The sequence below is a fragment of the Candidatus Binataceae bacterium genome, assembly GCA_036495685.1.
In the GTDB taxonomy this organism is placed as follows: Bacteria; Desulfobacterota; Binatia; order Binatales; family Binataceae; genus JAFAHS01.
In genome coordinates this window covers 66,987-87,873 of sequence record DASXMJ010000051.1, presented here as the reverse complement: position 1 = coordinate 87,873, position 20,887 = coordinate 66,987, and the positions used below count along the sequence as shown (strand labels likewise).

Sequence of the window (20,887 nt, the reverse complement as noted above, 5' to 3'; positions counted from 1 at the left end):
GACCGGGTCGATCTGTCGCTTGGAGCCGTACCAGAACAGCATGTTCTCCGTCAGACCCTGCCACGTGAACTTGTTGGGCGGCATCAGCAGGCGCTTGAACATCGACTTGAACGAATAGAACTCCTTGGTGCACTTCCACACGCCTTCTTCGACTTCTTGCGGCGACAAGTTCTTGGGTACAAACATGCAGCGGAAGTTGTTGGTGTAGAGGTCCGCATCGGGGATGATCACGCGGCCCTCGTTCTCGAGTTGGGTGCGCATCGGGGTGCCGCGGCGCGGCGTAACCGTATTGAAGAACGCCTCCGGCGCGCGCACCTCGTGCAGAAACTTCATGGTGGCTTCGAAGATTCCAGGTTTGTCTTCTTCGAGTCCGAACAGGAAGTTCAGCGAGTAATAGATCCCGTAGCGCTCCAGCTTCTTGAGCAGCTTCTTGTACTGATTGGCATGGTTCTGAATCTTGTTCATCGACAGCAGGCTGTCTTGGCTGATCGATTCCACACCGATGTTAACGTGGAAAATTCCCGCCTTGGCGGCCAGCTCTAGCAGCTCGTCGTCGTGATTCGAGTTAATCGTCCACAGGCACGAGAAGCGGATATTGAGCGGCTCCAGCGCTTTGAACAGTTCGCGGGCAAACTTGTGCTTGCCGGTAATCTGGTCGTCGATGAACTGAAAGCGCCGAAAACCGGTGATCTTGATGACCTGCTTCATCTCTTCGACGATGTCGCCGATTGGACGGGTCCGATAGGAACCATCGTAGAAGACGGGAATTTCGCAGAACGAACATCGGTAGGGACAACCGCGGCTGGCCTGCACCGGGACCGCCTTGAACAGATAGCGGTTGAGCTTGAGCAGTTCATGGCGCGGGCGGGGCAGACCCTTGAGATCGTGCACCTTGCTCGCCTTGTAGACCTGTTTGAGCTTTTTGTCTTGCCAGTCCTGGAGCAGTTCCGGCCACACCAGGTCGGCTTCGCCCTGCACGACTGAATCGCAGTGCTTGAGTGCCTCTTCGGTCTGCAGGGTCGCATGAAAACCGCCGAACACCACCGGAACACCGCGGCGGCGAAACTCATCGCCGAGCTGGTAGGCGCGCAGGGACGCCCCGATGGTGGTGGTCATTCCGACCAGGTCCCAGCCGCCGTCAAAGTTGATGTCCTCGAGGCGTTCGTCGCAGAGCGTGACGTCATATTCATCAGGCGTGAGGCCCCCCATCAGCGGGATCATCAGCCCCATGATCAGACGCCAGCGGGTCTTATGCGGCGTGCCGTCGAGATGCACGGTTGTGGGTTGAACCAGCAGAATCTTGGGCTTCCTGTTCATGCTTCCTCCACCGCGGCGCAACAATTCGCGCAACGGCTCACTCCACTGACTCAACCCTCCGGCGGCGGACGGTCAGCCAGATCAAGACCAACGCGAACACGTAAATACCAAACGTGGTGCCCCAGCAAAACCACTCCAATCGATTGAAAAGCGCAAACCCGATCAGCAGATAGGCGAAGTCCCGGCCGCTTATGCGCTCGACCTTTTCAATCCACTGCCTTGCTTGCGGTCCTCGGATTCGAAGAGCCATGAAGGTCGAGAGTGCGGCGAGCGCAAACCCTGCGAGCTGGAGCGGCAACAACCAGAGGAATATCGGATCGGTACTGGCGCGATAAACGCCGACGAAGATTCCGACAAAGATGGCGATGTGGACAACATTGTCCGTGATCACATCGAGTCTGCCACCCCACTCGGTCTCACGCATCTGCAGCCGCGCCAGTTCACCATCAATTCCGTCAATTGTTGTTGAGGCCAGGAACAGCACGGATGCAAGCAACCGCCAGCCGTAACTGGGAATCGCGAACATCAAGGCGCACGCCAATCCGACACAAGTATTCGCAATGGTTACTTGGTTCGGGGTTATCCGGGTTCGCGCGAGCCTCAGGCTGATACGCCACGACAGCTTGCGATCGAGCAAGCGCGCAAGCAAAGCATCGGTGCCCGCGGTCTCGTGACGGAGTGAACGCGCGAGCCGAAGCTCCGCTTCATCCCGATCCTCGGGGCGTCCGTTCAGGGCAAAGGGCAGTTCTCCGGTCGAGCGACGCAGCGGCTCGTTTCGCAGCCCGCCCCGCTCGAGCAGACGTCGCATTGGCCCAACCGCGATTTCACCACCGTGATCGGCGTCGCTGCTCGAGAATCGGAACACCCGGTTCGGGGCCTGAGCCGCACTATCGAGAACCCTCTTCAGCTGCAGCTTCGAAAAAACCAGATTTCCAGCAAACGATATACAGGGTGAGTCGGGGTCGATTCCATCCAGCGAAAGTTCGAGGCGGTCGACCACGGTCACTTCGGAGCGACTGCGGAAACTACCGAGCGAGGACTCGACCTCGGAGCGGCGGCTGGCCGGCGCTTGAATGAAAAAGCGCCGCACCCCCGCGCGTTCGCATGCGAGGATTACCCGTTCGAGCAGATACCGGCCAAAAATGCGGTTGTCGCTGCGCGAAGGCGCCGAGATCAGTGCGGTTTCAATTGCCAAGGTCGTCCAGAAAGCCAGTTATCCGCGTTCGAAAACTGTTCGGGTCAAGGTAACACGCCCGCAATCTCAGGGCTAGAAGGGATGCTTCTTTTTCATTTGGAATTCCAACAGCCGTGCTTCTGGGGATTCTCCTTTGAATAGCTGAGCAATATGGTTCAGGGCGACGGGCTCGCGCCGTTCTGTGCTAGTCGCTCCTGCATCTGACCGACCAGTCCGCGATAGGAACTGGCCTTAAGCGTCGCCTGGATTTGTGAAGTCATGCTGGCGACGAGGCTCTGGCGGTCTAGGATGACGTCAACGATCAACCATCGACCATCGGTCGGCTCTAAAATGTAGTCGATTGCCACGGCTCCACCGTCCGGCCGGGTGACCAGAGTTCTTACAATGTGTTGGCCGCCTTCCGCATCTTCACCCAGAACCTTTACCTGGAAGCTCGAAAAGAAACGGGCGGCATTAGGATAGGCGATTTTCTCGAGCAATTGCGTCACCAGGGCGACAAAATGCGTTCGTTCTCTGGAATCGAGTTTGCTCCATTGCGCGCCAAGTGCCTGCTGGCTGAGCTTTTGAATCGCCAGCGATGCGTCCATCGAAGTGACGAGTTTGTGCCGCTCCCCGGGGTCGGTCGTGGTACGCAGCTTGCCTATGGTTGCAAGCAGTTGATTGACGGTGGCGGTGGCCGAGCCGTTAACGCTCGCGGACGACGACTGCAAAGTTGCGAACACGGCGAGGAATAGCGAAGTCGCACAGGCCAATGCTCGAATTGCTCTGGAAAATACAGGTCTCAAGTCAAGAATTCCTTCTGGAGGCGGACGCGATGGGTTTAAAGCAGCGTGGGAAGGAGTGTCAAACGAATGGCAACCGGAATCTACGGCAGTGCCGAATTTCCCCTGCATACTAGAGGCTGCATGCCACGGCTGGTAGACTTGGTGGCTCGCGCAGATGCTCTCGGCTCTTCTTTTGGACTTCGGCGGTACGCTCGATGGGCCGCTGCACTGGCTCGATCGGTTCTTGGGCGAGTATCGAGCGGTGGGTATCGAAATCACGCGCGAGGAGCTGGATGGCGCCTTCGAGCATGCAACTCAAGCGGGGTACCGGGCCGGCAGGGTGATCCGTCGCTTCGGGATGGTCGATTTGGTCCGTTTCCTGGTCGGCAATCAGGTCGAGTTTCTCACCCACGCAGGTCCGCAACGGCTACGCGAGAGGTTCGTATCATCGGATGCCAAGGGGCGCCATCGAACCGTCGAGCAGGTAACCGCAGGCTTCGTTGGCGCAACGCGAGAGGGCCTGGACGCGAATCGGGGAATTCTTAAGGCGCTCAAGGGGCGCTTTCGGATCGGGGTGGTGTCAAACTTCTACGGAAATCTCGACCGGATTTTGAAAGAAGCCGGCATGGCGAAAATGATTGACTCGATTACGGATTCCAGCGAGGTGGGCATCTTCAAGCCGCAACCGGGAATCTTTGAGGCGGCGTTACGCGGGGTGGGCGTGCCGCCGGCGGCCGCTGCGATGGTAGGTGATTCACCGGACAAAGACTGCGTGCCCGCACACCGGCTGGGCCTTACCACCGTGTGGTATCGCGCGGGCGGGTCGGGCGACGGCCGGCAATGCGCGAGCGCGGACTACACGATCGCTTCACTCGGCGAACTCGAGAGCATCCGATGGTAGCCGAGTTCCAGGGCGCGATAATCGCCGCGGGTCGCGGCGCGCGACTGCGCGCCTCCAGCGGTGTGGAGCTGCCCAAGCCGCTGGTCCAGGTTGGCGGTATCTCGCTGCTGGCGCGCCAGGCAGCCGCGATGCTGTCCTCGGGCGCGCGCGAGGTGCTGGCGGTAGTGAATTCGGAAACCGCTTCCCTGGCGCGCGGGATGAGCTTCCCGCGGCAGCTGCGAATGATTGTTCGCGACACCGAAAGCTCAATGGAATCGCTGCTGGTACTCGGAGAGTCGTTGGTGGCGGGACATTTTCTGCTTGCCACCGTAGACACAATGGTTCCGGACCACGAATTTCGTCGGTTTGTTACCCAGGCGCGAGCCGCGACAGTGCCCATGCCCAGGGATGGGATGCTGGCGGTTGCAAAATGGCGCGGCGACCGCAAGCCGCTTTTCGCAGAAGTAACCAAGGCGGGCTTGATAACCTCGCTGGGACGACGCGAGAGTTCGCTGGTCACGGCCGGATTGTACTGGTTGCCGACGACGATCTTCCGCTGGTCGGCGGCTGCTCGCGAACGCAAACTGGGGGCTCTCCGCGCATTTCTACAGATGTTGCTTGAAGAACAAATTCGTCTCGCGGCCATCGAAGTCGAGGGAGCGATCGATATAGACGAAGCTGCCGACCTCGAGGCCGCGCGCCGGATGTTAGCGGGTTGACAATGAGTTATCGAGCAATCGGAATCTACCGTGAACCGGAATTTTCGCCCGGCAAGGTCGCCGCTGACGCGGCGATCCTCGAAGAGTCACTGGGCGAATTGCGCCGGGAAGGGGTCGAGACCAGGGCGATGACGCCCAGCGAGTTTCTCGACCAGCATGAAGTGAGCACCGACCTGGTGCTCGCGATGTGCCAGAGCGAGCCCGCCCTCCGACGTCTTGCGGAAGTCGAGCGCACCGGCGCCGTAGCCATCAATTCGGCGCTCGCCATCCGCAATTGCTATCGCGACCTGCTGGCACCGGGACTCACCCGAGCCGGTGTTCCCACCCCGGCCGGGGCGTTGGTTCGCACCGATGAACGACTCGAACACCGCGTGCTGGGTGCGATCGACCTCGATCTGCCCGTATTCGTCAAGCGTGGTGATCTGCATGCGCTGGGGGAGGAGGACGTGCAGCGAGCGGTCGGGAAGGCGCAGGTGGAGGTCCAGCTCAACGCTCTGGCGCGCCGCGGTGTGCGGCGTGCCTACGTGCAGCAGGAATGCCCCGGGGGTCTGATCAAATTCTATGGTGTTGGCGGCGGCGCATACTTCACGGCTTTGCCGGCCACCGGCGAAACTCCGGAAGCAGCGGTCCGCGAGCTTTCCGAGGCGGCGCGCAAAGCCTCCGCCGCGCTTGGCCTGGAAGTTTGGGGCGGCGATGCCATTCTGGATGAAGATGGGTTTGCGATAGTCGACTTCAACGATTGGCCCAGCTTCAGCCGGGTGCGCGCCCCCGCCGCCCGGGCGATAGCACGACGAGCCCTTTCGTTGCTGGCCCGTGCGCGGTAGCCTCTTGCAACAAGTTTGGGAAGGGCGTGACGCGCACGACTGATGACACCGAAGGTTAAACTGCACTCCATCAAGACCGCTATTCCAGGACCTGAATCGCGCAAGATCTACGACGAAGAACAGAAGTACGTCGCATCCGGACGCCAACGGGTCTCGCAATTGGCGGGCATCGCGTTGGACCATGGTGAAGGCGCCACCCTCACCGATGCCGATGGCAATACCTACATCGACCTGTACGCGGGCATCGCGGTTGCAAGCCTCGGCCACGGCCATCCGCGGGTGGCGAAAGTCATCGGCAAACAGATCGAGCGCCTGTCGGTGGGAACCTTTGCCACCAAGGAACGCAGCGAGGCCTTCAGGCTACTGTCGGAAGTCGCCCCGAAGGGTTTGAATCGTTCGCATCTGTATAGTGGCGGGGCCGAGGCAGTCGAGGCGGGTCTGCGCCTGGCGCGTTCCGCGACCAAGAAGCACGAGGTCGTCAGCTTCTGGGGTGGATTTCATGGCAAGACCGGTGGGGTACTTGGCCTGATTGGCGACGAGTCGAAGAAGGGTTACGGACCACTGCCTGGCGGACGCTACCAGGTGCCCTACGCGGATTGTTATCGCTGCCCATTCAAGTTGACGCACCCCTCGTGTGGCCTGCTGTGCGTCGAGTTTGCGCGCGACCAAATCAAGAATTCCTCGGCGGGAGACGTCGCGGCAGTGCTGGTCGAGCCCATGCAGGGGACCGCCGGCAACGTAATCCCGCCGGATGATTGGCTGCCCGCGATCAAGTCGGTCGCAAAGGAAAACGGTGCGCTGCTGATTGCCGACGAAATGATTACCGGCTTTGGCCGCACCGGCAAGATGTGGGGCATCGATCATACCGGGGTAGAGCCCGATATCGTTACCCTCGGCAAGGGAATGGGCGCAGGCTTCCCGGTGTCCGCGGTGCTCATGAGCGAGCAGCTTGGCAAGTCGGAGCCGTTCGGCAAGCCGAGCGCATCGTCCTCGAGCTACGGTGGTAATCCACTTGCCGCGGCGGCAGTCGCAGAGACCATCAAGATCATCAATGACGAAAAGCTCGTCGACAACTCACGCAAGATCGGCGGCCAGATGCTGCACCGCTTGAACACGCTCAAGGAGAAGTACGAGTTCATCGGCGACGTCCGCGGGAAAGGGCTGCTGATCGGAATCGATCTGGTGCGCGATCTCAAGACCCGCGAACCCTTAAGCCGCAGGGTGACGGAGCAGATTTTCCTGGAAGCGCTACGCCGCGGAGTGATCACGATGACCTACTTTCCGCGCGTCAGGATCAATCCGCCGCTGGTCATCAGCGAAGAACAGGCCGAGACCGGCGTGGCGATCCTCGACGAAGTCTTCACGCACGTTCGCGATCATCTGGACTGGCGCGCTGCGTGAAGATGGCCATCGGCGGTCGAACCTGATGGCGGGCATCACCGGAAACAAAGGGTTGTTTCTCGACCTGGGCGGCACCCTAGTGCGGCTCGACCACGATAGCGAGATGCCGGTCGATGCCGGGGGCAAGATCATTGTGGAGCTGCTCCCGGGCGTAGCAAAAAAACTGGCCCCTATTCGCGATCATTTGCTTCTCGTCGTGACCAACCAATCCAAGATCAAGCGGGGACGCTTCACCATGGCCACGGTTGAAGCCGCGCTGAGCGAACTCGATCACCAGCTCGGCGATATTCTCACCGCCTGGCAAATCTGCCCCCACGACGATGCCGACAAGTGCCATTGCCGCAAGCCGCAGGGCGGAATGATTACCGAACTGGCGGAAGTCTACGGCGTGGATCTGAAAACCTCGACGATGGTCGGCGATCAGGAACTCGACGAGCGGGCCGCCCGCGCCGCAGGCGTAGGCAAGTTCGTCTACGCCAAGGATTTCTTCGGCTGGTAGGCAGCTCTTCCGCGCGGACCCTTTTCGTCTCCGAAGGGGGAATGCGCGGGCACCTAAGCCTCCTCATCAGACAAACGAATCACTGCCTGGGGAGCTGCTGGCTGGGGAGAGCAGCCACCACGCGGCGTTACCGCAGTCGGAATACGGCACCGTCGCCCGATCGCCGCGCAATTTCATCGGATTCACGTCAAGAGAAACTTGGCAATGCTTTTGCAGTGAGTCCTGTTACGCAAGTTTGACACCGGCTTGCCACAAAGGAGTGTTAAGTATCGATGATTGCGTCGATTTTGGTCGGACTCATCGCCGGATGGCTGGCTGGAAAGCTTATCCGCGGAAGGGGATACGGCGTGATTGCCGACATCTTGCTCGGTTTGCTTGGCGGAATTGTCGGCGGATGGATATTTGCCGTGTTTGGAGTGCATGCCCATCATCTGTTCAGCGCGATAATGGTTTCCACTCTGGGTGCCACCGCACTTGTTATGGCCACGCGGGCGCTGAACGGTGAACTGTAGCGTCACGCAAACCACTCGGCTTCCAAGCCGCTCCTGTCTTGTTACCGTGTGCCCAACTAGGGAAAAGGGGTGTTGGTGAAGATTGCTCCGCGCGCTCTGGCTATCAGGTGTGTGATGTCTTCATGGTTGGCCCGGCTTCATTGATCAATTGCAGGAGTTAGTGCGGGGAGTGGGGCGCGCCCCGGACGGCGCGGGACTCGCGACGACGGTTGCAGCGTGATCCTTGAACTCCTAGCCAGGTGGTTTCGATACCTCCCTCGCTTCGATTCGCGCTACTAGTACCTGTGCCCACGCGGTACGCACGGGCGGAGGTGCGCATGAAAATCGGAGTGCTGGCGTTCGTGGCGTCGTTTACCGCTCATCCCGTCGCGATCGCGCGCAAGTGCGAGGCGCTGGGGTTTGAGTCTTTTTGGCTGCCCGAGCATGCGATAATGCCGGTCAACCCCAAGACCCCGTTCCCACTGGGCGACGGCAAAATCCCGGAAGTCTACGCGCACATGATCGATCCGTTCGTGGGACTTGCGCTCGCCGCCGGTGCGACCAATCGCATCAAGCTCGGTACGGGAATTTGTCTCGTGCCCGAACGTGATCCCTTCAACCTGGCCAAAGAGGTCGCGACCCTCGACTACTACTCGGGTGGGAGGGTGTTGTTCGGAATCGGCGCGGGTTGGCTGCGCGACGAGAGCGAGATCATGGGCGTCGATTTTCGCCGACGCTGGCCGATGACTCGCGAGTATATCCGCGCGATGAAGGAACTATGGACGCGGGAGGAAGCGAGCTTCGAAGGGGAATTCGTGAAGTTTCCGGCGCTTCGCAGTAATCCCAAGCCGGCGCAAAAGCCGCATCCGCCGGTGCACATCGGTGCCGGTGGCGAGCGTGCGCTTCGCAACACTGCGCTGATTGGCGAGGGATGGGCGCCGATCGCGCTCAACCCGGACGATCTCAAGACCGAACTGGCGAAGCTCCGTCAGCTGTGCGCAGAAGTGAATCGCGATTTCTCGAAGCTGGAAATAACCATCTTCTCGCCGGTGGGCGGCAAAGATTCGCGGGCCGCGGTCGAGGCCTATCGGGCGGCGGGCGCACATCGACTGATTCTATTCCCGCCCACGCTGGCGCCGGACAAGTACGAAGCGGAATTGGAGGAGCTGGCGAGAAGCTGGATCGTCTGACCTTTGCGGCGGCTCGTGCTAATGTTCCGCCACCTTTGAGTGATTGGAGATTTTGACCGTGGCGATACGCGAGTTCGCACATAGCAAGGACGGCTTGAAACTTCGCTACGAAGTTCGCGGGTCGGGCACACCGGTAGCGCTCATCATGGGGTTCAGCGGTTCGGGGCGCGCGTGGAGCGAACGATTTCTCAACCTGCTGGATAAGCATTTCAGGCTCGTTGTGATCGACAACCGCGGCACCGGCGAGAGTGACAAGCCGGACGTCGCCTGGACGCTGCGGGACATGGCGGATGATATTGCGGCGGTGCTCGACCACGCCAAGCTTTCGCACACGCACATCTTTGGCATTTCTATGGGGGGTATGATTGGGCAGGAGTATGCGCTGGCCTACCCGGAGCGCGTCCAACGGCTGGTGCTCGGATGTACCAACTGCGGCATGTCGCACTCGATTCCGGGCAAACCCGAAGACCTTGCCAGGCTTATGCCGCAGCCGGGAATGTCGCCTGCGGATGCCGCCCGTGCGGCGTTTTCTGTCGCATGCGGAAAGGCATTTACCGCCTCGGAGGCGGGTCAGAAGTTCATCGATGAGCAGCTGATCGAGGCGGCCAAGTATCCGATCACCCCGCCGCACACCTTCATGCGGCAGTTCGGCGCGATCAGTGGGTTCGACAGCTTTGCACGCTTGGCGAAGATCAAGGCGCCCACTCTGATCTTTCAGGGTGACGACGACGCCATTGTCCCGGTGCAGAACGCGGATGTGCTTAACCAGAGTATCGCGGGTTCGCGCAAGCATATCCTCAAGGGCATCGGTCACATGTTTTTTTGGGAAGCGCCCGAGGAGGCAACCCGAGTCGCAATCGATTTTCTTACGGCCAGTTAGCGCGGAGGTTTGGAAATGGCCAACTACGAGACGGTTATTTACGAAAAAGTCGAAGACAAGATTTTCCGGCTGACGCTGAATCGCCCTGAGAAGCTCAACGCGCTTTCGCAGAAGCTGTTGGCGGAGCTTGATCAGGTCATGGATGAGTATTCCGCCAACCCGGAGGCGAGCGTTCTGATTATCCGCGGCGCGGGCCGGGCATTTTCCGCGGGTTACGATCTGCAGGGAACCCAGCAGCCCGGGTCGACTTTCACCGTCACCAACGACCGGCTCGGTTTGCACCGAACCATTGAACGATGGCAGCGGCTGTGGGCCTTGCCAAAGCCGACCATCGCCCAGGTCCATGGATTCTGTCTGGCCGGCGGCACCGAATTCATCGGCCACTGCGACATCGTGTTTGCGAGTGAGGACGCGCAGTTTGGACATCCCGCCGGACGCGCGCTCGGAATCTTGCCAACTCTTTCCATGTGGCCGGTGCTCATGGGTCCGCGCAAAACTAAGGAATATTTCTTTACTGGCGACTACATGAGCGCCAAGGAAGCGCTGGAATGGCACCTGGTGAATCGTGTCTACCCCCGCGAGAAGCTCGAGGAGGAAACCCTTGCCTACGCGCGACGCGTGGCACTGGTACCGGCCGAGCTACTGATGCTGCACAAGGCGGCGGTCAACCGCTACCTGGACATTCTCGGCATCCGAGCGGCCGAGCAATCCTCGGCTGATATGGACGTGATCGCGCACCAAACAGAGACGGTGCGAAACTGGATGAAGGCGAGCCGTGAGAAAGGTCTCAAATCCGCACTCACCGAGCGTGACCGTCCGTTCGCAAAGAAAGCATAGCGCGACTGAAGCTCAATCCACGTGAAAAGCCGCGGCGGCAGGCTCGCTTCTCCACGCGCCACTGACCGAGTCGCGTGATCTGGTCGCTTGGGTCGCGCGTCACGCCTGCTAACATTGAAAAAGACGTCGTCGCCTGGACGTCGGTCCCGCCATGTCAAGCGGAGTTGCGACACCCCGAATAACCCTGCCCCGCGCTAGCGACGAATACCGCACCTCGGGCAAATGGCTGGTCGCCGGTTCCGTCATGATCGGAACCTTTCTCTCGGTGATGGATGCGACGGTGGTTAACGTCGCTATGCCGCACATGATGGGCAGCTTCGGACAGGATCTGCTCACCATCACTTGGGTGTCTACCGCTTACTCGATTGCCGAGATCATCATGATCACCATGGCGGCGTGGTGGACGATGCTGCTCGGCCGCAAACAGTTGTTCCTGGTTTCCATGTTCCTGTTTATCGTGGGCTCGGTGCTAGCCGGCACCTCAAAGACGTTCGGCCAGCTCATCTTCTACCGGGTGCTGCAGGGTATCGGCGGCGGCAGCTTGATGCCCTGCTCCCAGGCCATCGCGCGGGAAACTTTTCCGCCCGCGGAGCAGGGAATGGCGATGGCCATTTACAGCATGGGAGTCGTCACAGCCCCAGCGATCGGTCCGGTGGTCGGCGGTTGGTTGGTCGACAACTATGGCTGGCAATGGGTCTTTTACATCAACGTTCCGTTTTGTGTCGTGGGAATCTTGATGGTGAGCGCGTTCGTGCATGACCCCGCATATCTGAAACGCGGGGTCGCCGCGATCGATTGGGGAGGCATCATGTTGTTGACGGTCGGCCTCACCGCGGCGCAGCTGGTTCTCGAGCGCGGAGAGGAAGTCGACTGGTTCGCTAGCCATTGGATCGTTTTTGGGACAGTCGTGGCGGCGCTCGCGCTGACGGGGTTGGTGGTGTGGGAAATGTTCTTCACCGATGAACCAGTGGTAGATTTTCGCTTGTTCAGAAACGTCCCACTGAGCGTTGGCTGCGGCTTGGGTGTGGTGATCGGGTTCGCCTTGTTCGGGTCAAGCTTCCTGTTGCCGCAGTTCACGCAGGAACTGCTGAACTATCCTGCGTATCAGGCCGGCCTGGTTCTGATGCCACGTGCCTTGACCATGCTGCTGGCGATGCCCATAGTCGGGCGCCTTTACAATATGGTGAGCCCTCGCATGATGATCGGCGCGGGAGTGCTCTTGCTGGCATATGCCTATTGGAGGCTTGGACATTTCACGCTCTACGTCGGGTTCTGGAGTTTTCTGCCAATCCTCGTCATGAGTGGAATTGGCATGGGAGCATCGATGGTGACGCTTTCGACCGTTTCGCTCAGCACGATTCAGCGCTACGCGATGACGGCGGCTTCGAGCCTCTACACTTTGACTCGCCGCGAAGCGGGAAACGTGGCCTACGCGGCGCTGGCAACCCTGGTGGCACGCCGAGAGCAGTTCCATCGCTCGGACCTGGTCGATTCCATCTCCCCGACCAACCCCGCGTTCCGCCGAGCTGACGCGGAGTTTCGCAGCGCCTTGCTGGGCGCGGGATTGTTCAGTGCGCCCGGGCAGCGGCGCGACCTTGCCATGGTCAACACTCTGATCAACCGTCAGTCAACGATGATGGCGTACAACGATTGTTTCTGGCTGGTGGTGCCGATGTTCTTAATCGTACTGCCGTTGCTCTTTCTCCTACCGAAAGAGGGGGTTCCTTCCGGCACAGTCGAACAAGCGGGGGCGCATTGACTTCGCCGCGAGCTGGGGTCTGGTGGAGTGACGCCGGTGAGGCGACCGCCGCCGACGCGGAGGGCTGAACTTGGCGGAAGGGCGTGAGGCCTCGAGTGCGGCCCCTGGCGAGTTGGAACTTGAGGCGGCCGAGCGGGGACTGCTCGGAATAAGGTGGTTTAACCGGGATCTCGGCTGGCTGTTCGTGTTGAGAATCCTGCGCAGCATCCCGCAGGGTTACCTGGGAATCATCCTGCCGCTGTATCTGGCGTTACTGGGGTACAGTGCGGTCGCGCTCGGAACTCTACTGGCTTTTTCGGCGCTCGCCGCCGCGCTGATCTCCATGTTGACCGGAGTTTTGTCAGATCGCTTCGGGCGCAAAACTCTCATTGCGATCATCTCGCTTCTATTCGCCGTCGGAGGCGTAGGCTTCGCCTTCGCCCGCAGCTTCTTCTGGATAGTGACCTTTGCCGCGATCGGCTCGATTGGGCGCGGAGGTGCGCTCGCCGGCGGCGCATGGGGTCCCTTTTATCCGGCGGTGCAGGCGCTGGTGGCTGAGGAGTCGAGCGACTACGACCGGACCACGGTCTTTGGGGTCTTCTCGTTCGTCGGAGTCATGGCGGGTGCGATCGGTTCCCTCATGGCGGGACTCCCCACACTGACCCGGCATGCGGTGGGGCTTTCGGAACTGGAAACCTACCGCGGGTTGTTTATTCTGTCGGGCTTTCTCGGGGTCGTGATGGCGTTTGCGATAATGCCGGTACGCGAGCGTCGACCGGTACCCGCGGAGGCCTTCGATGCGACGCGGCACGAGCCCGCGGTCGCGGTCACGCGTACGCTCGGACTGTCGCGCGAGTCGTGGCATTTGGTGATTCGGTTCATGATTACCAACTCCACGAACGGGCTTGCGATCGGAATGCTGGGTCCGTTCGTCGTCTATTGGTTCTATCGTCGGTTTGGTGCAAGTTCCGGCGAACTTGCCGGGGTGTTCTTCATTATCAATTTAGTGTCGTCCATTCCGTATCTTGCGGCGGGACGGATTGCGCTGATGCTGGGCTCGGTCCGCGCGGTCGTGATCACCCGGACGATCTCGACGGTGCTGCTGTTCGGCGTGGTTATGGTGCCGACCTTCGGGTTGGCGGCCATCCTGTACGGAGTCCGGGCACTGTTCAACTTGCTGTCAATTCCGGTGCGTCAATCGTACCTGATGGGAGTCATCGACCCGGCCGAGCGGGCAAGTGCCTCGGGCTTCGCGAGTTTTCCCTCGCAAGTCACCTCCGCGATTGGTCCTTACCTGGCCGGCTACTTCATGGAGCATCTCGCGCTCGCGCTGCCACTGGAGTTCGCGGCCGCGATGCAGGGGCTGAACACGTTCCTGTTCTGGATCTTCTTTCGCCGCGTGTATCCGCCTGAAGAGCTCGATTCGGGCGCGGCTAAATGACGCGCGCGCGAGGGTTATTGCACGAGTTTAACTGGCGCGAAGCACGCTGGGTGGGGGCGGCTTCGCTTGGGTTTGCCGCAGTCTTCGCTTATCCGCTCCTCTGTCGGGTGGGTTACCTGGGGCCGGGCATTTGGGGGTGGCTCAATCTGCCGCCCGACCTGTCTCACCTTGCACGGTTTCCATCCAATGGCGATTGGGATCTTTTCACGGAACTCCGGTGGGTGCCGTACCACACAGTGGCGCACTTTCATGAGCTCCCATTCTGGAATCCCTATCGATGCGGCGGGATGGCAATGCTCGGGAATCCCGAATCGGGTATAATTACGCCCTTTTTTCTTTTCTATTTGTGGTTCGGCGTTTATGCGGGCCTGTACCTGGAGATCTTTTTCCACCTCGCCATAGCGTTTGCGGGGGGCTATCTGCTCGCGCGGGTGATGGACCTCACCCGGCCTGCGGCATTCGTGTGTGCGGGTGCCTTCCCCGCGAGTTCGTGGCTGTACCTCCATCTTGCGGTGGGCCATCTGAATTTTCTACCCACCGCGTACCTGCCCTGGGTGATCGCGCTGCTGATCGTGGCGGTCGAACGAAAGTCTCTGTTCGTCGCGGCGATCGGCGGTCTCCTCTGCGCACTGACGCTTACGGAGGGCAATTATACGTTCCTGCATGCGGGAATTATGGTTGCCATACTTTCCCTCGCGCTTGCGGTTTCTCAGCGAAATGCCCGCCCAGCTTTGACTGGAATGATGTTGGGGATATTTGCAGCCGGCTTCGCGGCGATGAAGCTGATTCCAGCCTGGGAGATGCTCACCATTCATCCGCGGCCGCCGTTTGGCCCGGAGTATGACGATCTGAAGCTGCTGAGCGTGTACCTGTTCTCGCGCAACCAGGACCTGTATCGGGTCGGGGTCAGCGTTTTCCTTCTGTCCGAATACGGAGCGTACCTCTCGCCGGCCTTTGCGTTGCTGGCGCTGGTCGGCATTTTCGCGGCGCGACTGCGTAGCTTGCCGTGGCTGGCGGGGGCGGTGCTCTTCTTCCTGCTGGCGCAGGGCGATGGCGGGCGGCGTTCGGCGCTGGATCTGCTGCACTACCTGCCGCTGACGCATCAAATCGACCTGCCGGCGCGGTTCGTCATCGGATTTTCGTTCTGCACCGGGGTGCTGGCCGCTCTGGGAGCGGATTCCATCTCTCGATTAAATTCAAGGTGGGCGGCAGGTATCGCGGTCGCGCTGCTGGCCGTCGGCCTGGTCGACTCGTGGATGGTTGGTCCGCCGAATCTCCGCTACATGTTTCACAATCGGATCGAGCCGCTGCCGAAGGCCGCGGAGTTTCGGCAGTGGTTTGTCGCCAACCCGGAAAATCAGACCGAGATGGCGCTGGCCAACATGGGCTCAGCCAACTGCCAAGGCTATGGATACAACTCGATCCCGACCACTACGACTGCACGCAACAACCCGACCGATATCAGTTACCGGGGAGAGTACTATCTGCTCGGATCGGGCCGCGTGCTTCAGACGCGATGGAGCCCCAATGAGCTGAGCTACGATGTTTACGCGCCCGCGCCGACCGTGCTGGTGATCAATCAGAACTACTACCCAGGTTGGAGGATCGAGGCGGGCAAAGCATCCTTCGTCACCGAGGGGACTCTCCTGGCGCTTAAGCTGCCGCAAGGGCGCCAGCAGGTAACCCTGGTGTACCGGCCGCGCTTTTTGCTGGTAGCATTCGCGCTGACTCTGGGGGCTTCGATCGCGACCGTCATTCTGTGGCGCAAGGAATGGTAGACAAGCGCGGAGAGGCACGCGCATGGCTGGCGATGTCGGCGGGTGCTGCGATCGTCACCCTCCTTGCTATCTATCGTCTGCGCCAATTCCCATACCATCTGTCTTGGTCCGCGGCCTGGGAGGGGATTCGTCCACTGCTCGGCGAGACTTTGTGGGCCGCTATAAAGGTATGGACATTCTGGGGGTGGGGCACCCTGGTAGTGGGCGGACTCGCATTGCGGGTTGAGCCCGAACTGGAGCAGTTCGACGCTATTCTGCTTGGCGCCGGTGGAGTCTGGACGCTTGGATTTCTGCTCGGCAACCTGTTAGGACCCATCCGGCTTTTCAATTCGGCGACGTTATGGGGGCTTCTCGCAGTGGGGACCGCCTGGCTGTGGCGGAACCCGCGCCGCCACCGCAAGTTGCTGGTGGTGTCTTCGGGCCAGAAGCTGGCGGCTCTCGCGGTCGTCTTGCTCGCGGTTTCCTACCTGCCACTACAACTTGGGTCGCCCGTGGTGCCGTTTATGGATGTGCTTTCATATCCATCTTCCGTACAGCGGATCCTGACGTTCGGCATCTATGACCCCTTTAACAACGACCCGTACGGATGCTGGGGACCGTACGCCCAGACGCCGGCGCTCGAGCTGTTCTATGCGGCTCTGGCGATGGGAAGTCATACTCATCCGGCTGCGCTCGCGGAGAGCGCAGCGATGCTGCCGATGGCCGCACTGATGATCTTTGCGACCTGGCGGCTCGGAAAGACAGTGTTCGATGATGCTGCGGGCGGAATGGCGGGACTGCTCCTGTTTTTTACTTGCCTCTTTCGCCGTGCGCAGGGCATGCGCGGGACGGCCGTCGATTTTGCGCTCCTTGCCCTGGGTCTCGCGTTCTTCATGAGTCGCCGCAGTCGGCTGCTGTTCGGCGCCGGCGCTTTGATGTTGGGTTGTAGTATCGCGTCGCATGCAATCGACGGGGCGTTCGCGATGATCGTGGCGGGAGTTGTCGTGTTCCTGTGGCTCGCGGAGTCCGACTATCGGCGCTTTGCAGCCGGGATCGTCGCCTCGACGGGCGCAGCCCTGGTCGCGCTGCCCGAGTACCTGATCGCACTTGGGCATCGGGCACCGTATCCGGTCATTCCCGCTGGGCAATTGGCAGGCGTGGCAGCAATTTACCTGGCCGCACGATGGACGATTCCGGACGCCGATCCGCGGGATCGACGGTTGTCCGCCGTGCTCAATCGGGCGCTGATCGCGTTCTTCATCCTTGCCGTTCTCTATCGTCACGCCGCAGCTCCATTCACTCTGTACCAGCAGGTTGCGGACAATCTGCCGCTGCTCACGCTGTTTTGCTTTCTAGGATTGATCGCCGCGTTCGTGGTTCCGTGGCAGGCGGACCAGACCCGCTACTCGGGCTTGGTTGCGGCGGCACTGCTGCTGGGTGTTGCTGGCGAGTATCTCGAGCCCATCCTGCGGACGCTGTCCTATACGCCCGCCGGCGGCATGATGGCGTCGGACATCAGGATCAAGCTGTGGGACTACTGGTGTCCGTATTTTTTAACCTTGCCTGCGGGATACCTGTTCGCGCTGGCCTACAATCGCTGGTCACGGCCTGGGACCCTCTTCATCCTGGTTGCCTTCCTGATCTACCCGTGGCACCAGGCCCCGCACCCCGTCGACTACGATTCCCTCGAACATTCCATCAGCGAGCACTGGGCGTTTAACCTCAATACCGCCTCGTTGGGTTACTGGACCGGTCATACCGACCGACATTGGCTGCTTGGTCCGACCGAGATGAAATTGATTAAGGTTCTCGACGGCGAGGTCGCTGCTGGCCGAATCACGCCTGCGACGCATATCCTCCATCTATGCACGAATGTCTCGGAGTGGTGGTCTTTGCTCCCATTCCCGGTGCTTACCGGAATCAACGACGACCCGATTGAGTACCAGCACGATCCGAACAATTTGTGGGAGGGTGGCAGCAGGGTCCGCGGCATGAGTGATCTGGCGCGAGCGCTGGCTGGGGCCCCGCCGTACATTCTGGAACAAGTCACCCCGCCGCCGGGAACGGGTGATCCTCCGCTGGGTTACCAGGCGATATACGAGTCCTTCCACCTGAAACTCTACCGCCGCAACGACCTTGCCGAAGTGAACATTCCCGCAAATCGAGGGTTGGTCTACCCATTGCTACCGGGACTGGTAGCGTTGGTCGTGGCGGTTCTCCTGGTCCTTGGCCATCGTGGTCGCCGCGTAAAAGGAGCGCACGATGAAACCCCGCCGGTTACCTCCTTCGCAGATGCCGGCAAAGGCTGAACTCATCACGTGCCTTCAAGAAGCCGAGGCATGGTTTGTAATGAGTTCCGCCGACGTTTGTGGCCAGCTAAACTACCGAGGCACGTTAAGTGGCGGCGGTGCCTCGGCTAGGAACGCATGCACGAAATCCTCAGACCTGAACATATCGCGGATTGGCTCACTACTTGGGGATACCTCGGAGTTTTCGTGTGCGTGTTCATCGGCAATCTAGGCATCCCGGTCCCGGAGGAGACCGTGATGCTTGCCGCCGGGTTTCTGGCCGGTCGCGAAATCCTCGACCTGCGCTGGGTGTATGTCATCACGGTGGCTAGTGCAGTTGTAGGAGATTGCTGCGGATTTGTACTGGGGCGCACGGGAGGCCAACGGCTGCTTACCAGGCTGGCCGGCAGTTTTGCGTTCGCCCGTACTCGCTACGACCGATTGCAGACCTTTTTCGAGACCCACGGCAGCAAGGCGGTTTTCATGGCCCGCTTCATTGCCGGCGTGCGTTTCATGGCTGGTCCGATGGCGGGCGCTGCGGGCATGCCGTTCTGGCGGTTTCTCGGATGGAACGTGTCCGGTGCGCTGGTCTGGTGCTTCATCATCGTTACGGTCGGCTACCTGGTTGGTGACGAGCTGTTTCGCGTCGCCGACTTGATCCACGTAGCGTCGCGGTGGGTCGCGGTGGGAGTGGCGTTGTTCAGCATCGGGATTCTGATTTTCTGGTGGCGCGATCGACATCAAGCTATCAGCCGGCCCGAGTCGTAGTGGAGGGGCTTTGGGGCGCACTCCTGGCGGGTGCGGTTTTCGCGGCGATTTCCGGGGCCGGTTGCCAGCGCGAAACACCACTCCGAGTTCGATACCTGCCGGGCTTCGTCCCCGCTACCCAGCACGTCTTGCCTCCCCTATCAATCGTGGTTCTGCCGGCAGGCGGTGCCGAGGCCGCCGGTAAGTTTCAAGTGGGCGCTGTCTACGGCGCCGATGGATCCAGAAAGAGCACCCTGGTGGTGCGGGACTTGGGGCCGCTAGTCACGCAAGCAGTGAAGCGATGCCTGTCGGACGCGGGTTTGAAGGCGTCGGTGGTTACACCGGGTGAGCTCTCCCGGAATGCGCCGCTCACGATCGCGACCGAAATCGAGTCCGTCTCGGTTAACCAACATTTCGGCCGCCAGCGCACGATTCATGGCCAATATTTTTCCATGACTGCGCACGTGCAGCTGCGCTTCACCGTCGCCGATCAGACGCACCGCGAACTCTGCTCAACCGTGACTACCGGCATCGAAACTGAACCACCGGTTCCGGTCGGGGGCGAGGCATTCCTTCCGCTCGAGACGGACCCGGCGGAATCTCTGTCGGTCGCATTGTCGCGCGCAATTGGCATGCTCATTTTGCAGCCGGAATTTAGCCGCGCTATACAATCGCGATAGAAAATCGCATTTCCATCTTGGCCGGGTCCCAGGAGAAAACTTGTGCAGCCCGAAGGGCTGCAGTCGCTTTCACCGGGAACTGTCCCGGGAGGAGAGCGAGCAAAATGACGGAGGGCAAGCCGATGGCGTTGTTACCGTATGCTGACGAAAGCAAAGTCCCGGAAAAGACCCGCGAGATTCTGAATCGCGGGCGCGTAAAGATGAACGTTGCGCGGATGATCGCAAACTCCGACGCGGCATTCTATCCATTCTCGATGTTGGGGAACTCGCTGCTGACTCGATCCAAGCTCGACGCGCGGCTGCGGGAACTCGCTATACTGCGCACCGCCAAGGTCAGCAAATCGGTCTATGAATGGACGCAACACGTGCCGATTGCCAAGGCTGCGGGCGTGACGGATGAGCAAGTCGATGCAATTGAAAACTGGGAAGGGGCCCGTTGCTTCGGGGAGATCGATCGCCTGGTGCTGCAATTCACCGACGAAGTCGCGCGCAACGTAAAGGGCGGACGCGCAACCATCGAAGCTCTCCAGAAGCACTTGGGTACGACCGAGATCGTCGAACTAGTGATGTCGATCGGATTTTGGGGAATGGTCGCGCGACTGCTGGAAACTACCGAAGTCGACCTCGAGGAATTTGCCGGTAAGGTCGACGTGCTGAAGAATTCGTTTACCAGCCGGTGACCATCGCCTGCTTCCCGCAACGGAACCTTCCGCCCTTAGCGTTCTAGGTAGGCTCCCAGCGCGTAGTAGAGGCTTTCAAGCGCGGGGATCGCATACCAGTCGGGACGCGGAAATTGCAGAGCGAGGAAGAGGCCCCAAATCGAGAGCAGTGCGCCCACATATTGCGGATGGTCCATCAGCGAAAAGGGAAATTCCGTGCACCACGGAACTTCGTAGCCGAAGCGATTGCCGTAAAAGACACCTACCGACCCAAGACGGTAGAAAACGCTCAGGTTGAGGACTTGCCCTATGATCACCAGGGTTGCACCTGCGGTCAGTGGAACTAGGTTTCCGTACAGCCACAGTGGTCGGTTCGGATGGAAATAGCACCACGCCAAAAAAACCGAAATCTGGATTACCTTGAAGCAGTTGAACATTCTTTCCAGAATGACCACCGGCGCTTGCGGCTCTTCTGAGAAGAACGCGCAAAATGTGGTAAAAGACCGCGGATAGCGCCAAACCCATACATAGGCGATCCGCTCGAACGCCAGCAGAATGGCCGCTGCGAGGAACAATGAGT

The 20,887-nt window shown here is 60.3% G+C and carries 20 protein-coding genes; 16 read left to right on the top strand and 4 right to left on the bottom strand.

Annotated elements, in window-relative coordinates:
- From VGI36_05955 to VGI36_05945, 3 genes are all read right to left on the bottom strand, one after another.
- Positions 1 to 1,317, bottom strand: a 1,317-nt coding sequence (locus VGI36_05955; GenBank protein HEY2484671.1) for a radical SAM protein, incomplete at its 3' end; no start/stop codon positions are given.
- 37 nt (positions 1,318 to 1,354) lie between these two features.
- Positions 1,355 to 2,512, bottom strand: a complete 1,158-nt coding sequence (locus VGI36_05950; protein HEY2484670.1) for a CDP-alcohol phosphatidyltransferase family protein — start codon at positions 2,510 to 2,512, stop codon at positions 1,355 to 1,357.
- A 155-nt stretch (positions 2,513 to 2,667) separates the two neighbouring features.
- On the bottom strand, positions 2,668 to 3,264 hold the full coding sequence (locus VGI36_05945) for an ABC transporter substrate-binding protein (protein HEY2484669.1): 597 nt from the start codon (positions 3,262 to 3,264) through the stop codon (positions 2,668 to 2,670).
- A gap of 187 nt (positions 3,265 to 3,451) precedes the next feature.
- Between VGI36_05945 and VGI36_05940 the strand changes: the two genes are divergently transcribed.
- The 16 genes from VGI36_05940 to VGI36_05865 all read left to right on the top strand — a co-directional run bounded on the left by VGI36_05940 (position 3,452) and on the right by VGI36_05865 (position 20,328).
- Complete coding sequence (locus tag VGI36_05940; GenBank protein HEY2484668.1) at positions 3,452 to 4,177, top strand: HAD family hydrolase; 726 nt, start codon at positions 3,452 to 3,454, stop codon at positions 4,175 to 4,177.
- Positions 4,171 to 4,875 carry an NTP transferase domain-containing protein gene (locus tag VGI36_05935; protein HEY2484667.1) on the top strand — a complete coding sequence of 235 codons (705 nt, stop codon included), beginning with the start codon at positions 4,171 to 4,173 and terminating at the stop codon, positions 4,873 to 4,875. The genes VGI36_05940 and VGI36_05935 overlap by 7 nt, the downstream gene beginning before the upstream one ends.
- Before the next feature lie 2 nt (positions 4,876 to 4,877).
- A complete protein-coding gene (locus VGI36_05930) occupies positions 4,878 to 5,699 on the top strand; it encodes a hypothetical protein (protein HEY2484666.1) in 822 nt (273 codons plus the stop codon).
- Between the two features lie 42 nt (positions 5,700 to 5,741).
- Positions 5,742 to 7,100: an aspartate aminotransferase family protein gene (locus VGI36_05925; GenBank protein HEY2484665.1), complete on the top strand. Its 1,359-nt coding sequence runs from the start codon at positions 5,742 to 5,744 to the stop codon at positions 7,098 to 7,100.
- Between the two features lie 25 nt (positions 7,101 to 7,125).
- Entirely contained in the window at positions 7,126 to 7,599 is a 474-nt protein-coding gene (locus tag VGI36_05920) for an HAD-IIIA family hydrolase (GenBank protein HEY2484664.1), read from the top strand.
- Positions 7,600 to 7,871: 272 nt separating this feature from the next.
- Positions 7,872 to 8,111, top strand: a complete 240-nt coding sequence (locus tag VGI36_05915) for a hypothetical protein (protein HEY2484663.1) — start codon at positions 7,872 to 7,874, stop codon at positions 8,109 to 8,111.
- Positions 8,112 to 8,428: 317 nt separating this feature from the next.
- The gene (locus tag VGI36_05910) at positions 8,429 to 9,280 is read left to right on the top strand and encodes an LLM class F420-dependent oxidoreductase (GenBank protein ID HEY2484662.1); all 852 of its coding nucleotides are present in this window, start codon (positions 8,429 to 8,431) and stop codon (positions 9,278 to 9,280) included.
- 58 nt (positions 9,281 to 9,338) lie between these two features.
- A complete protein-coding gene (locus tag VGI36_05905) occupies positions 9,339 to 10,160 on the top strand; it encodes an alpha/beta hydrolase (GenBank protein ID HEY2484661.1) in 822 nt (273 codons plus the stop codon).
- A gap of 15 nt (positions 10,161 to 10,175) precedes the next feature.
- The gene (locus VGI36_05900; GenBank protein ID HEY2484660.1) at positions 10,176 to 10,997 is read left to right on the top strand and encodes an enoyl-CoA hydratase-related protein; all 822 of its coding nucleotides are present in this window, start codon (positions 10,176 to 10,178) and stop codon (positions 10,995 to 10,997) included.
- Positions 10,998 to 11,148: 151 nt separating this feature from the next.
- Positions 11,149 to 12,756: a DHA2 family efflux MFS transporter permease subunit gene (locus VGI36_05895; protein HEY2484659.1), complete on the top strand. Its 1,608-nt coding sequence runs from the start codon at positions 11,149 to 11,151 to the stop codon at positions 12,754 to 12,756.
- Positions 12,757 to 12,826: 70 nt separating this feature from the next.
- Positions 12,827 to 14,176 carry an MFS transporter gene (locus VGI36_05890; GenBank protein ID HEY2484658.1) on the top strand — a complete coding sequence of 450 codons (1,350 nt, stop codon included), beginning with the start codon at positions 12,827 to 12,829 and terminating at the stop codon, positions 14,174 to 14,176.
- Positions 14,173 to 15,954, top strand: coding sequence for a hypothetical protein (locus VGI36_05885; protein HEY2484657.1), 1,782 nt, complete (start codon positions 14,173 to 14,175; stop codon positions 15,952 to 15,954). The genes VGI36_05890 and VGI36_05885 overlap by 4 nt, the downstream gene beginning before the upstream one ends.
- Entirely contained in the window at positions 15,948 to 18,242 is a 2,295-nt protein-coding gene (locus VGI36_05880) for a hypothetical protein (protein HEY2484656.1), read from the top strand. Before VGI36_05885 ends, VGI36_05880 begins: the two co-directional genes overlap by 7 nt.
- Before the next feature lie 117 nt (positions 18,243 to 18,359).
- Positions 18,360 to 18,989, top strand: coding sequence for a DedA family protein (locus tag VGI36_05875; protein ID HEY2484655.1), 630 nt, complete (start codon positions 18,360 to 18,362; stop codon positions 18,987 to 18,989).
- Entirely contained in the window at positions 18,947 to 19,648 is a 702-nt protein-coding gene (locus tag VGI36_05870) for a hypothetical protein (protein ID HEY2484654.1), read from the top strand. Before VGI36_05875 ends, VGI36_05870 begins: the two co-directional genes overlap by 43 nt.
- A gap of 104 nt (positions 19,649 to 19,752) precedes the next feature.
- Positions 19,753 to 20,328 carry a carboxymuconolactone decarboxylase family protein gene (locus VGI36_05865; GenBank protein HEY2484653.1) on the top strand — a complete coding sequence of 192 codons (576 nt, stop codon included), beginning with the start codon at positions 19,753 to 19,755 and terminating at the stop codon, positions 20,326 to 20,328.
- 35 nt (positions 20,329 to 20,363) lie between these two features.
- On the opposite strand, the gene VGI36_05860 is transcribed toward VGI36_05865, so the two are convergent.
- Positions 20,364 to 20,882: a methyltransferase gene (locus VGI36_05860; protein ID HEY2484652.1), complete on the bottom strand. Its 519-nt coding sequence runs from the start codon at positions 20,880 to 20,882 to the stop codon at positions 20,364 to 20,366.
- Between the last annotated feature and the right edge of the window lie 5 nt (positions 20,883 to 20,887).